This window comes from Bizionia sp. (assembly GCF_048259285.1).
GTDB lineage: Bacteria > Bacteroidota > Bacteroidia > Flavobacteriales > Flavobacteriaceae > Algorimicrobium > Algorimicrobium hallyeonense.
Window position 1 is genome coordinate 103,161 of the sequence record NZ_JBLXHU010000005.1, and the last position, 11,932, is coordinate 115,092.

Annotated in this window: 15 protein-coding genes; 7 read left to right on the forward strand and 8 right to left on the reverse strand. The window is 33.3% G+C overall.

Annotation, left to right across the window (positions count from 1 at the left end):
- Nucleotides 1-38: 38 nt before the first annotated feature.
- The 3 genes from ACN0QX_RS04100 to ACN0QX_RS04110 all read left to right on the forward strand — a co-directional run bounded on the left by ACN0QX_RS04100 (nucleotide 39) and on the right by ACN0QX_RS04110 (nucleotide 3,358).
- Nucleotides 39-1,472 carry a T9SS type A sorting domain-containing protein gene (locus ACN0QX_RS04100; RefSeq protein ID WP_417195644.1) on the forward strand — a complete coding sequence of 478 codons (1,434 nt, stop codon included), beginning with the start codon at nucleotides 39-41 and terminating at the stop codon, nucleotides 1,470-1,472.
- Nucleotides 1,473-1,569: 97 nt separating this feature from the next.
- Nucleotides 1,570-2,805, forward strand: a complete 1,236-nt coding sequence (hutI, locus tag ACN0QX_RS04105) for an imidazolonepropionase (RefSeq protein ID WP_417195645.1) — start codon at nucleotides 1,570-1,572, stop codon at nucleotides 2,803-2,805.
- Nucleotides 2,789-3,358, forward strand: a complete 570-nt coding sequence (locus tag ACN0QX_RS04110; RefSeq protein WP_417195646.1) for a hypothetical protein — start codon at nucleotides 2,789-2,791, stop codon at nucleotides 3,356-3,358. The genes hutI and ACN0QX_RS04110 overlap by 17 nt, the downstream gene beginning before the upstream one ends.
- Nucleotides 3,359-3,435: 77 nt before the next feature.
- Here the strand turns inward: ACN0QX_RS04110 and ACN0QX_RS04115 are convergent, their stop codons facing one another.
- Nucleotides 3,436-4,320 (reverse strand): chromosome partitioning protein ParA, encoded by an 885-nt coding sequence (locus ACN0QX_RS04115; RefSeq protein ID WP_248399915.1) that lies wholly within the window; start codon nucleotides 4,318-4,320, stop codon nucleotides 3,436-3,438.
- Nucleotides 4,321-4,439: 119 nt separating this feature from the next.
- Here ACN0QX_RS04115 and ACN0QX_RS04120 point away from each other — a divergent pair, with 119 nt between their 5' ends.
- The 4 genes from ACN0QX_RS04120 (at nucleotide 4,440) to ACN0QX_RS04135 (ending at nucleotide 7,125) form a co-directional block, all read left to right on the forward strand.
- Nucleotides 4,440-5,462 carry a formimidoylglutamase gene (locus ACN0QX_RS04120; RefSeq protein WP_417195647.1) on the forward strand — a complete coding sequence of 341 codons (1,023 nt, stop codon included), beginning with the start codon at nucleotides 4,440-4,442 and terminating at the stop codon, nucleotides 5,460-5,462.
- On the forward strand, nucleotides 5,449-5,916 hold the full coding sequence (locus ACN0QX_RS04125; RefSeq protein ID WP_417195648.1) for a GNAT family N-acetyltransferase: 468 nt from the start codon (nucleotides 5,449-5,451) through the stop codon (nucleotides 5,914-5,916). The genes ACN0QX_RS04120 and ACN0QX_RS04125 overlap by 14 nt, the downstream gene beginning before the upstream one ends.
- Nucleotides 5,917-5,967: 51 nt before the next feature.
- Nucleotides 5,968-6,801, forward strand: coding sequence for an MBL fold metallo-hydrolase (locus ACN0QX_RS04130; RefSeq protein ID WP_417195649.1), 834 nt, complete (start codon nucleotides 5,968-5,970; stop codon nucleotides 6,799-6,801).
- Nucleotides 6,802-6,927: 126 nt separating this feature from the next.
- Nucleotides 6,928-7,125 carry a hypothetical protein gene (locus tag ACN0QX_RS04135; protein ID WP_248399923.1) on the forward strand — a complete coding sequence of 66 codons (198 nt, stop codon included), beginning with the start codon at nucleotides 6,928-6,930 and terminating at the stop codon, nucleotides 7,123-7,125.
- Nucleotides 7,126-7,388: 263 nt separating this feature from the next.
- On the opposite strand, the gene ettA is transcribed toward ACN0QX_RS04135, so the two are convergent.
- The 7 genes from ettA to ACN0QX_RS04170 all read right to left on the reverse strand — a co-directional run bounded on the left by ettA (nucleotide 7,389) and on the right by ACN0QX_RS04170 (nucleotide 11,893).
- Nucleotides 7,389-9,080 (reverse strand): energy-dependent translational throttle protein EttA, encoded by a 1,692-nt coding sequence (gene ettA, locus ACN0QX_RS04140; RefSeq protein WP_417195650.1) that lies wholly within the window; start codon nucleotides 9,078-9,080, stop codon nucleotides 7,389-7,391.
- 77 nt (nucleotides 9,081-9,157) lie between these two features.
- A complete protein-coding gene (locus tag ACN0QX_RS04145; protein WP_066256404.1) occupies nucleotides 9,158-9,340 on the reverse strand; it encodes a CAL67264 family membrane protein in 183 nt (60 codons plus the stop codon).
- Between the two features lie 104 nt (nucleotides 9,341-9,444).
- Nucleotides 9,445-10,161: a pirin family protein gene (locus tag ACN0QX_RS04150; RefSeq protein WP_417195651.1), complete on the reverse strand. Its 717-nt coding sequence runs from the start codon at nucleotides 10,159-10,161 to the stop codon at nucleotides 9,445-9,447.
- Nucleotides 10,162-10,245: 84 nt separating this feature from the next.
- Complete coding sequence (locus ACN0QX_RS04155; protein WP_417195652.1) at nucleotides 10,246-10,683, reverse strand: MarR family winged helix-turn-helix transcriptional regulator; 438 nt, start codon at nucleotides 10,681-10,683, stop codon at nucleotides 10,246-10,248.
- Nucleotides 10,684-10,700: 17 nt separating this feature from the next.
- Entirely contained in the window at nucleotides 10,701-10,997 is a 297-nt protein-coding gene (locus tag ACN0QX_RS04160; RefSeq protein WP_248399931.1) for a GNAT family N-acetyltransferase, read from the reverse strand.
- Nucleotides 10,987-11,535: an NADPH-dependent FMN reductase gene (locus ACN0QX_RS04165; protein ID WP_248399933.1), complete on the reverse strand. Its 549-nt coding sequence runs from the start codon at nucleotides 11,533-11,535 to the stop codon at nucleotides 10,987-10,989. The genes ACN0QX_RS04160 and ACN0QX_RS04165 overlap by 11 nt, the downstream gene beginning before the upstream one ends.
- Nucleotide 11,536: 1 nt before the next feature.
- Entirely contained in the window at nucleotides 11,537-11,893 is a 357-nt protein-coding gene (locus ACN0QX_RS04170; protein ID WP_376859477.1) for a DoxX family protein, read from the reverse strand.
- Nucleotides 11,894-11,932: the final 39 nt, after the last annotated feature.

An 11,932-nucleotide genomic window follows, 5' to 3' on the forward strand; every position in this document is an offset into this window, starting at 1 on the left:
ATCAATATATTACGCTATTAATAACAAATTTTAAAAACATGAAACAAAATTTACTCCTATTTACAGGATTGCTTTTTATGAGCTTTTCTGTAAATGCACAAATATCATTTGTAAAAAGCACAATTGATGTGAGTACAAGTGCAGAACCATATACCATAGCCTCTGGATATTTAGATGGAGATGCCTATTTAGATTTGGCTGTAGGATCCGATGTTACGGGTGAAGTAACCTGGTATAAAAATAATGGTGATGGAACATTTGCAACCGGTATCATTTTAACAGCTGTAGGTCCTAACGCTTTATCTTATGTTGAAGGATTAACAATTGCCGACATAAATGGTGATGGTGATAACGATATTATAGCAGCAAGTTATGTTGGTGGTAATTTAGTATGGTTTGAAAATAATGGTGACGATACCTTTCAACCTGCTGTGACAATTTCATCCAGTATTGCTGGTGCAGGAACGGTTATAGCAGCTAACATTGATAATGATGTAAATGGCTATTTAGATCTTATAGTCACTTCTTATGATGGCCATAGTGTCGTATACTTCTTAGGAAATGGCGATGGTACCTTTGGAACACTTCGTTATGTAGTTCCAGTAACGCCTGGTAGTGGTCCTGGAACAATGGATATTGCTGATTTTGATGACGATGGCGATTTGGATGTTGTTGTTGGATTCACAGGAAATGGCGATGTTAAATTATATGACAATCGTTTAATTCCAGATGGTCTAGATGGTTCGGGCAACGTACCTTTTACAGCTTATACAAATAATGTGGATACCGGAAATGGATTTTTGTTTTCAGTTATATTTGCAGACATCAATGATGATTCTAATCTTGACATTGTGAGATCAGACAATAATCCAGGTGCAAACCCGGCCATTGCTTGGTATTCAAATGATATAAGCGGAACTGGCACCACATTTACAGAAACTACCATTGCAACCACTATAAATAGATCCGCTGCCATAGGTGTTGCCGATTTTAATAACGACTCTTACAATGATTTAGTTGTTGCTAATGGTCGTGCAACAGATAACGATTTTATATGGTTTACCAGTAATGCCACTGGTGGCTTGGGAAGTGAAATTCTTATTGATGATAATAGTTCTGCAGCTTTTGATTTAGAAATTCAGGATTTTGATAATGATGGTGATCTAGATATAGCAAGTATTAGCTATTTACAAGATGACGTTTTTATTTTTAATAATGATTTATTTACCTTAAGTACTCCAGAATTTCAAGTTAGTACATTTGGTATCTATCCAAATCCAACTTCTAATACCTTAAATTTTAAAACAACAAATCAAGAGCCTTTCAAAATTCTAGCATACAATATTTTAGGTAAAGAGGTTTTAAATACAACGGTTTTGAATAATTCTTTAGACGTTTCCATACTTGCAAATGGCGTATACCTATTGAAGGTTGAAAACTTAGACAAAACATTCAAATTTGTAAAGCAATAACAAAACGTCCATTTATAATATCTAAAACGCTAGTAATAATTTTTACTAGCGTTTTTTTATTACCCAAAATTTAAGCAACTTTGAAAAAACTACTATCGTGACGACATTAATAACAAACATTCAAGAATTACTTCAAGTTAGAGACACAAACATTTTAAAGGTTTCTGGAAAAGACATGAAGCAGCTACCAACCATTAAAAACGCCTATCTTTTAATAGATGATGATACCATTGTAGGCTATGGCCATATGGAAGATTGTAAAAATATTCAAGCAGATACAGTAATTGATGCCACAGGAAAAGTGGTTTTACCTACGTGGTGTGACTCTCATACACATATTGTTTATGCTGGAAATAGAGAACAGGAATTTGTTGATAGAATTAACGGTTTAAGTTATGAAGACATTGCCAATCGTGGAGGTGGTATTTTAAATTCTGCTGAAAAATTACAACAAACCAGTGAAGACGATTTATTTGAACAATCTGTTAAACGATTAAAAGCCGTTATTAAATTAGGAACTGGCGCCATAGAAATTAAATCTGGCTATGGACTAACAGTAGAAGCCGAATTAAAAATGCTTCGGGTTATCAAGCGATTAAAACAAGATTTTCCTCTAAAAGTCAAAGCAACACTTTTAGCAGCACACGCAGTGCCAAAAGACTATAAAGACAATAAAGATGGTTTTGTTGATTTAGTTATAAATGAAATGATTCCAAAAGTTGCCAAAGAGCAATTGGCAACCTATATTGATGTGTTTTGCGAAAAAGGTTATTTCGATTTAAACGATACAGAACGTATATTAAAAGCTGGTAAATCACATGGATTAATTCCTAAAATTCATGTAAATCAATTCAATGCCTTTGGTGGTATTGAAGTAGCTGTAAAAAACCAAGCCCTTTCTGTAGATCATTTGGAAGAATTAAACGAAAGCGATATTGCCATGCTGAAAACAGGTAATACCATGCCAGTCGCACTTCCATCTTGCTCCTATTTCTTAAGCATCCCTTACACTCCAGGACGCCAGTTAATTGATGCTGGATTACCACTAGCATTAGCTTCAGATTATAACCCAGGCTCCACCCCTAGTGGAAATATGAATTTTGTGGTTAGTACGGCATGTATAAAAATGAAGTTAACACCAGAGGAAGCCATAAACGCAGCCACAATAAATGGTGCTTATGCTATGGGAATAAGCGCTATGTACGGCAGTATAACACGTGGAAAAAAAGCAAATATCATTATTACAAAAGCCATTCCTAGCTATGCTTTTTTACCCTATGCTTTTGGTGATAATCATATTGACGCGGTCATGATAAATGGACAAATTGTTTAATTTCAATTTAACACAACAATCTAAATTATCTCAAGAACTCCTACATATAGGTGTTTCTAATTTTAATGACGCGCTTACCTATGTACAAAATTTACCCTATGGAAGGAACAGCAATAGAAGTGAATATACGCTAATACTAAAAGAACACAAAGGAACCTGCTCTACAAAACATGCCTTTTTAGCAGCACTAGCAAATCAAGAAAATATACCTCAAGTAAAACTCTTTATGGGTATTTATAAAATGTGTGAAGAAAACACAGAGGGTGTTTCAGCAGTATTAGAAAACTACCAATTACCTTATATTCCAGAAGCTCATTGCTATTTGAAAATAAATAATAACATAGTAGATGTTACAAGAAATAGTAACAATCACATTTCTTTTGAAGCCTCATTACTTTATGAAGAAGAAATTGTATCACATCAAATTGTTGATTATAAAGTGAAACGTCATCAAGATTATATAAAGGACTGGATTGTTTCAGAATCAATCACTTATAATTTTAAAACCATTTGGAATATCCGAGAAGCTTGTATTCAAAGTATTTCAAAATAATTATATAAAAAACCCGAAAGCCTAAACTTTCGGGTTTTACTAGTATTAGCTCTATGGAAAACTATTACTAGTTTATTTTAATCTAATATAAATTCTGAAGTAGCAACTAAATCTTTTTGATTAAAAACATTAACCATATAGCGACCTTTTTCAAACTTGTTATCACCATTTGGTGAAACAAATTCACAAATATTTAAACTAGAATTTTCATAATTAAATTTACTAACAAGACTGTAATTTAATACCTTTTCACCAAACTCAATTTGCTCATTAGCTCCCATGGTATTGTTTTTTGGGTCAATAACCTGAATATATAATTCTTGATCACCGCCTTGTACTAATGTGTTTTTTGGAACGGTAAAACATACACGAATTTTATCAGCACGTCTTGCACTTTCAGTAGGAATTAATTTTCCTGAATTTCGTTCAATAACACCATAACCTTTTAAGCTAACGGCTCCTAAAACGGCTGCATTACTAACTACTTCAGCTAATGCTGTATTTTGAACCATTAAGGAATCCGTAAACATAGTACGTTCTTCCAAACGGATTTTAGTACTATCTAAAGAGGTGGCTAGTAACTCATTTTCAATTTTCAATCGGTCATTTTCAGTTAATAACACATTCATTTCTTTCTGTAATGCTGTGTATTTAGACTTGTAGCGGTATAAACTCTGTACGTTCGTTTCAGAAACCTTAAGCGAGTCAATTAAACCTTGAATACGTCCTTTGGCTTCAACTAACTTTTCATTGGCTATAGTATTATCGCCAATAACAATATCATATTGCTTGGCCATATTGCTCAAATCGTTCATCACCATTTCCTTCTCTTGCAATAATTGCGTTTCGGTTTCCTTTTTTTCATTGTAAAGCTTGGAAGTATAAATTCCTGTAGCTACAAATAAAACTAAAGCAATTCCTAATGCCACTTTTAATCCTGTACTGTTTTTATTAGATTCCATAAATAATTTCGTTTTTTAAAAAATTAAAGTTACTACTAATTTTGTGCTTTTTTAAGCAATTGTTTTTAAAGTTTCAAATATAAAGTACATTTATACTTTATATCTAATTTACATCATTTATGGATAAACTGGTACTGTTTAATGAGTCAAACCTCAATTCGCTAATTAATAAGCGTCCAGATGAATCCAAATTTGGAGAGCATATTACTATAATTCCCAAACCTACAGATATATACGAGCAACTTAAAAATTTGGACGTTCAGTATATAATTTTTGGTATTCCAGAAGATGTTGGCGTATTTGCTAACCTAGGAAAATCGGGCACTTCCAAGGCTTGGGATGCCTGCCTTAAAGTTTTGTTAAATATTCAAAGTAACGCGTTTACACATGCACATAAGGTTTTAATTCTAGGCCATTTGGATTTCTCTGAAGAACTGAAAATGCTATCACAGCTGGACCAGGCCAATCCAAAAGATCTTCAAAAATCTCGTAAATTGGTAAAGCAAATAGATATCCATGTCGCCCAATTAATTTCCACAATTGTTAAATCTGGAAAAACACCCATTGTTGTTGGTGGTGGCCATAACAACGCTTACGGAAATATAAAAGGAACATCACTCGCTTTGAAAAAGCCTATAAATGTTATTAATTTTGATGCACATTCAGATTTCAGAGCTGAAGAAGGCAGACATAGCGGAAATGGTTTTAGTTATGCTTATTCTGAAGGTTTTTTGAAAAAATATTTTATTTTCGGATTACATGAGAACTATACGTCTGCTGCTATTTTTAAGCAATTAGAAAATAATTCACACATAGATTTCAACACATTTGAAGCACTGGAAATACGAAAAGAAGTAAAGTTTAAAACCGAAATAAATCGCGCCTTACAATTCATTAACTCAAAACCGTATGGAATTGAATTAGATTGTGATGCTATTCAGAATACGCCAAGTAGCGCCATGTCACCTAGCGGATTCAGCGTTAGTAAAACACGAATGTTTTTAAATGCTGTAGCACAAAGTAAACACGCCATGTATCTTCATCTGTGTGAAGCTGCTCCAACGCCAGAAACTGAAGCCCAAGTAGGTAAACTCCTAACGTATTTAATAACCGATTTTATTAGAGCACATGCCAATACTTGAAATCATCCCATTTGAAAAACAATACGCTAAAAATTTTTATGCGTTGAATATGGAGTGGCTTAAAACCTATTTTTATGTAGAACCGTTTGATGAAGAAGTTTTAAGCAATCCGGAAACCTATATTATTAACAAAGGAGGTCATATATTTTTTATTCGAATAAAGCATAAAATAGTTGGAACGGTTGCTCTTATGCCAACGCCTAATAAAAAGGTTTTAGAACTTACTAAAATGGCTGTTTCACCAGAATTGCGCGGTCAAAATATGGGACAGAAATTAATGCAATATTGTATTGAGTTTGCCAGAAAAGAAAACATCAAACAACTACTGCTCTACTCAAACACAAAATTGGTAAATGCTATTTATATTTATAGAAAATTTGGGTTTGTAGAAATTCCTGTTGAAACCAATTCGCCCTATAAACGCGCTAACATAAAGATGATTTTAGATTTGTAGTTTCGGCTTCTTTTATAATAATCGTATCTTTATTTTCTAATACGGTCTAATATGAAAACTAAATATCTTTCAATCTTTTTCCTTACCATTTTATTTTATGCTTGTAAATCGGATAAAGAACAAACAGCGCCTATCTTGAAAGAAACTGAAATAAAAACCGAAACAAAGGTTAAGGTACCATCAAAAACGGATACACCTAATTATTACGTTGAATCTGATATCAAAATAACACCCATTGAACATGCCAGCATGGTTATTACTTTCCATGACACCTCAATTTATGTGGATCCTGTTGGTGAAGTAGTTCGATATGCAGATTTTAAGAGTCCATCTTTTATTTTAATCACAGATATTCATGGGGATCATTTGGATATTAAAACTTTAGAAGCAATCAATACCACAAACACCATTATAATAGGTCCTCAAGCTGTTAAAGATAAATTACCGGAATCTTTACTGGCCAATTTTAATGTTCTGGAAAATGGTCAGAAAAAAGATGATTTCTTGAACAAAACGGCAATGTATATTGAAGCAATTCCCATGTATAACTTAAGAGAAGAGGCTTTAAAATTTCACCCTAAAGGACGTGGAAATGGCTATATTTTAGCTATAAACAAGACGCGCATATATATTTCTGGTGATACAGAAGATATTCCTGAAATGCGTAATCTGAAAAATATTGATATTGCTTTGGTTTGTATGAATTTACCCTACACCATGCCAATTGAAGCTGCGGCTGATGCTGTTTTAGCTTTTCAACCAAAAACCATTTTGCCATATCACTATCGTGGCACTGACGGATTTAGCAATGTAGAAAGTTTTAAAAAACGTATTAACGACCAAAACAAGTCCATTGAAGTGATTCAATTAGATTGGTATAAATAATCACAATATTTTCATTTTTAGTTGATTAGTCAAAAAAATATTTTATATTTGACTAGCTATTAACCCAATCTATTACCTACTATGTTTCTTAAATGTACTACCTATCTGTACCACAGTTTTGTTTTAATGGAACAAATTAGCATTGTAAAAATACTTGCTATTACTGTTGTATTCTTTTTAATCCTACTCATATTAGGTGTTAGAAAATCAATAATTTTAAAAAAAGAAAATGAGCGTTTAAGCAAATCTTCACCATCTATAGATGAAGATATTAATAAACCTTATAAGGATTTTACCGAAGGACACATGTATAATAACCATTAAGTTACAGTAATGGAAATACTTATTTACATGGTCATTTTTAATTTTTTTGTTTTAATGATTGCTTTTAAAACGAAAATTGGGTTATATACTATTTCTCCAGAAAAGCGATGGAAAAAAGCCAATGATAAATTTGAAAAAAATTTAAGCGCCTTAAAAGAAAATAGAAGTTGATAATTTCAAAATGGATTCCGGGCATATGTATGAATCCGAATAACAAATACTAAAAAAAAAGCCTCGTAATTACGAGGCTTTTTTTTAAACAATTAGCGAACTAATTTTTTATACTTAATACGTTTTGGCATCATATCGCCACCCAAACGTTCTTTCTTATTTTCTTCGTAATCGCTAAAACTACCTTCAAAAAAGTAGACTTCACTATTGCCTTCAAACGCTAAAATGTGCGTACAAATTCTATCTAAAAACCAACGGTCGTGACTAATTACGACGGCACAACCTGCAAAGTTTTCTAAACCTTCTTCTAATGCACGTAATGTATTTACGTCCAAGTCGTTTGTAGGCTCATCCAATAATAAAACGTTACCTTCTTCTTTTAATGTCATGGCTAAGTGCAAACGGTTACGTTCACCACCAGATAATAATTTCACTTTTTTATTTTGTTCACCACCTGAAAAATTAAAACGACTCAAATAGGCTCTAGAGTTAACTTCTTTTCCTCCCATCATTATTAAATCCTGTTCATCACTAAAATTCTGCCAAATGGTTTTTTCTGGGTCTATATTAGAATGACTTTGATCCACGTAAGCAATTTTTGCTGTTTCACCCACTACAAATTCGCCTTTATCAGGTTCAATTTCACCCATAATCATTTTAAAAATCGTGGTTTTACCTGCACCATTTGGACCAATAATTCCAACGATTCCTGCTTGTGGTAAATTGAAATTTAAATCTTCGTATAATAATTTATCATCATAACCCTTACTCACGCCTTTGGCTTCAATAACATTGGTTCCTAAACGTGGACCATTAGGAATGTAAATTTCTAATTTCTCATCCAATTGTTTTTGGTCCTGACTCATTAATTTATCGTAGTTATTTAAACGCGCTTTTTGTTTGGTTTGACGACCTTTAGCGCCTTGACGTACCCATTCTAGCTCACGTTCCAACGTTTTCTGACGTTTAGAAGCTACTTTACTTTCTTGAGCCATTCGTTTTGATTTCTGGTCTAACCACGATGAATAATTTCCTTTCCATGGAATACCTTCCCCTCTATCTAATTCCAAAATCCATCCAGCTACATTATCCAAAAAGTATCTATCGTGCGTAACGGCAATTACAGTTCCTTTATACTGCGCTAAATGATGCTCTAACCAATGTACAGACTCCGCATCTAAGTGGTTGGTTGGCTCATCTAATAATAATACGTCAGGTTCTTGCAATAATAAGCGACATAAGGCTACACGACGGCGCTCACCTCCTGAAAGAATGCCAATCTTTTTATCGCCATCTGGCGTTCGCAACGCATCCATGGCTATTTCTAATTTAGTGTCTAATTCCCAAGCATCTGATGCATCAATTTGATCTTGAAGAATAGCCTGACGATTCATTAGCTTTTCCATTTTATCGGCATCTGAATATACTTCCTCCAGACCAAACATATCATTAATTTTATTATACTCGTCCAAAATAGCTACAATTTCGGCTGCGCCTTCACGAACAACTTCCATAACCGTTTTCTCATCATCCAATTGAGGTTCTTGCTCTAAATAGCCCACTGAATAATCTTGAAGAAAGGTAACATCACCTTGGTAGTTTTTATCTTGACCTGCAATAATTTTTAATAAGGTGGATTTTCCAGACCCATTAAGACCTAGAATTCCAATTTTTGCGCCATAGAAAAAACTTAAATAAATGTTTTTTAACACAGGTGTGTTGGCACCTGGAAATGTCTTGGTTAAACCAGACATGGAAAAGATTACTTTTTTATCGTCACTCATAATATTGTTCTGTTATTGAGTTATGTTTTTATAATGTTATAATTTAAATAGGACTCTATAAGGAGCTTGAATACAGACTAAACGCGCCCTTTCAAAGCATTGAAAACCCAAGCGATTGCGAAAAAACCGATTCCAACAGCTGCAAATCCCCAACCTGCTACATCATCATATCTAAATGCACCAAGTGCTATTAATGCCAATCCTACGAAAATCATAATGGCAGTCGCCCAAGCTAAAACCGTATTTTTATTCATTGCCATAATTTGTTATTTTATTTAAAAGTTAGCAAATACAAATATCGTGATTTTTAACAGAAAAAGCAGCCTTTAAGCTGCTTTTTAATTCTATTATTTCATGAAAATTATCATATTGGAACCTCGATAAATAGTAATCCCGAATCTTTATTTGCTTGAATTAAAAACGTATCCGTTTCTGAAATACCCATAGCATCTCTAGTTTCCAATGTTTCTTTTTCAATGGTTACATTTCCAAAAATATTCATAATATACACCCCATGATTTTCACTTTTTAGTTGATATTCAAATGTTTTGTCTCCATCTAAATCCATTCTTGAAATAATGGCATCTTGATGAATTTTTAAACTACCTTCATGATTAGCATCAACCGATGTTACTAATGTTTGTAGCGCATTTTTCCTATCTAATTCATTAAACGCCTTTTGTCCATAACGTGGTTCTACATTTTGCTTGTTGGGAATTACCCATATTTGAAACAAACTTAAATGTTCATCATTGGACCCATTTATTTCAGAATGATGCACGCCAGTTCCAGCACTCATTACTTGAACTTCGCCAGGCAAAACCGATTGCCAGTCTTCCTTCATGTTGTCCCGATGTTTTAAAACACCACTTAAAGGAATGGTAATAATTTCCATGTTTTCATGTGGATGTGTTCCAAATCCCATTTTAGGCGCAATAACGTCATCATTTAAAACGCGTAAAGCGCCATATTGCATGTTATCTTTATTATAATAGTTAGCAAAACTAAATGAGTGATTTGCTTGCAACCAACCATGATTGGCAAACCCTCTGTTTTCGGCTTTATGTAGAAGTGTTTTCATTTTAGTGCCCACGAAAGTGAGTGGTTTTAATTTTTTAATCCAACCAAAGGAAGGACATTATTAAATATTAAATTGAAAAATATGCTATCGTAATTTATCTAGTAAATCACTTAAATGTCCCGCTTCATCCTCTGTAAGATTTTCTAAAAAATCCAGATTCAAATCGGCAGAAATTTCTTGAATGAGTGCCAATCCTTCTTTTGTAATATGAATATAAACTACTCGTCTATCATAATCACATGGCATACGCTCTATCAGGAGTTTTGCCGATAGTTTATCCATAAGTCGTGTAGCATTTGGTGCGCGTTCAATCATCCGATCCTTAACAGTTTGCGCCTTTAAAGGTTCTCCTGCACCTTTTAAAATTCGTAATATATTATACTGCTGTGGTGAAATACCAAAAGGCTTAAAAAAAGCATTCTGTTTATTGGTAATCCAACCGGCTGTAAACAGGATATTTATTAAAGCTTTGACTTTATTATTTTCAAAACGTGAATTGACATCATCAGTTATATTTCCCATTATCTCAAATTTAAAATCTATGAATTTTTATCATAAATAATATCTCTATAATCTTCTTGTTTCTTTTTAAAAACGTGTTGCGCATAGGAACAACTAGCTACCGCTTTTAAATTATTTTCACGCATGAATGCAACAGCGGCATCAATAAGTTTATAACCAACACCTTGACCGCTTAACGAGGCATCTACTTCGGTATGATTGATATCAATAACATCATCAGACTGAAATCTATATGTCATTTCGGCTTTTTGCTCGCCATCTATTTCAATATAAAATTTGCCGCTTTTATCTTGTTTTTTATGTTTAACTTCCATGATTAATCTCGTTTTTAAATAATTCAACTTTATTTTTTAATTCCAAGTTTAGGGCTTCTTCAATTAGTTTTCCGCCTTGAAAATTGGTTCCAAACATGGGTAAAGAAAATTCTGCTATAATGTGCGCTTCATGTCTTGGAAAACGATCTTTAGCAATGGCTAAAACAGATGCACCTCCTCTACCGCCTGGTGATGCTGCCATTAAAAACATAGGCTTATTAGCAAATGTTTTTGGATTAATTCGTGACATCCAATCGAAAGCATTTTTAAATACCGTACTGTAAGCCCCATTATGTTCTGCTAATGATATTAATAAACCATCGGAATTTTGGATGTGATTGAATAAATTTTTAGCTGAATCCGGATGACCATCTCGAGCTTCCAAATCAACACCAAAAAGCGGCATTTCAAAATCGTTTAAATCTAAAACAGTTACTTCAAAATTGGCGTCTTCTATTAAACCCGCTGTGTATTCCACTAACTGTTTGTTAATGGATTTCTTACTGTTACTTCCGGCAAATGCAATAATTTTTTTCATGTTAATTTTGTAGTCTTTTGTTAAATATATACGACACCACCAATAGAATAATTGCTAGTACGGCCGCTACTTGTTCGCCGTCACCTATCATGTAATGCGCAAAAAACGCCAAAATAAATGCATAAAAGTAACCTGCATACGCCCATTCTTTTATGGTTGTTAAACTTGGTGTCCATAATGCAATTAATCCCAGCAACTTAATTACCGCATACGGATAAATTAAATAGGTTGGATATCCAAAATTGGTAAACATAGTAGCTACATCATCATACATAAAAAAATACATGCCTGCAGAATACAATAATAAAATAGACAGTAGTCCAGTAGCAACGTAATAAATAATTTTATCCTTTTTCATTTTAATGGTTTTAATATTAGACAGCAAATATACGAAACT

Excerpts from the sequence above, each read along its gene's own strand:
- ACN0QX_RS04100 (WP_417195644.1), top strand. The coding sequence starts at position 39 with ATGAAACAAAATTTACTCCTATTTACAGGATTGCTTTTTATGAGCTTT.
- ACN0QX_RS04110 (WP_417195646.1), top strand. The coding sequence starts at position 2,789 with ATGGACAAATTGTTTAATTTCAATTTAACACAACAATCTAAATTATCT.
- ACN0QX_RS04115 (WP_248399915.1), bottom strand. The coding sequence starts at position 4,320 with ATGGAATCTAATAAAAACAGTACAGGATTAAAAGTGGCATTAGGAATT.
- ACN0QX_RS04120 (WP_417195647.1), top strand. The coding sequence starts at position 4,440 with ATGGATAAACTGGTACTGTTTAATGAGTCAAACCTCAATTCGCTAATT.
- ACN0QX_RS04125 (WP_417195648.1), top strand. The coding sequence starts at position 5,449 with ATGCCAATACTTGAAATCATCCCATTTGAAAAACAATACGCTAAAAAT.
- ACN0QX_RS04130 (WP_417195649.1), top strand. The coding sequence starts at position 5,968 with ATGAAAACTAAATATCTTTCAATCTTTTTCCTTACCATTTTATTTTAT.
- ACN0QX_RS04135 (WP_248399923.1), top strand. The coding sequence starts at position 6,928 with ATGGAACAAATTAGCATTGTAAAAATACTTGCTATTACTGTTGTATTC.
- ettA (WP_417195650.1), bottom strand. The coding sequence starts at position 9,080 with ATGAGTGACGATAAAAAAGTAATCTTTTCCATGTCTGGTTTAACCAAG.
- ACN0QX_RS04145 (WP_066256404.1), bottom strand. The coding sequence starts at position 9,340 with ATGGCAATGAATAAAAATACGGTTTTAGCTTGGGCGACTGCCATTATG.
- ACN0QX_RS04150 (WP_417195651.1), bottom strand. The coding sequence starts at position 10,161 with ATGAAAACACTTCTACATAAAGCCGAAAACAGAGGGTTTGCCAATCAT.
- ACN0QX_RS04155 (WP_417195652.1), bottom strand. The coding sequence starts at position 10,683 with ATGGGAAATATAACTGATGATGTCAATTCACGTTTTGAAAATAATAAA.
- ACN0QX_RS04160 (WP_248399931.1), bottom strand. The coding sequence starts at position 10,997 with ATGGAAGTTAAACATAAAAAACAAGATAAAAGCGGCAAATTTTATATT.
- ACN0QX_RS04165 (WP_248399933.1), bottom strand. The coding sequence starts at position 11,535 with ATGAAAAAAATTATTGCATTTGCCGGAAGTAACAGTAAGAAATCCATT.
- ACN0QX_RS04170 (WP_376859477.1), bottom strand. The coding sequence starts at position 11,893 with ATGAAAAAGGATAAAATTATTTATTACGTTGCTACTGGACTACTGTCT.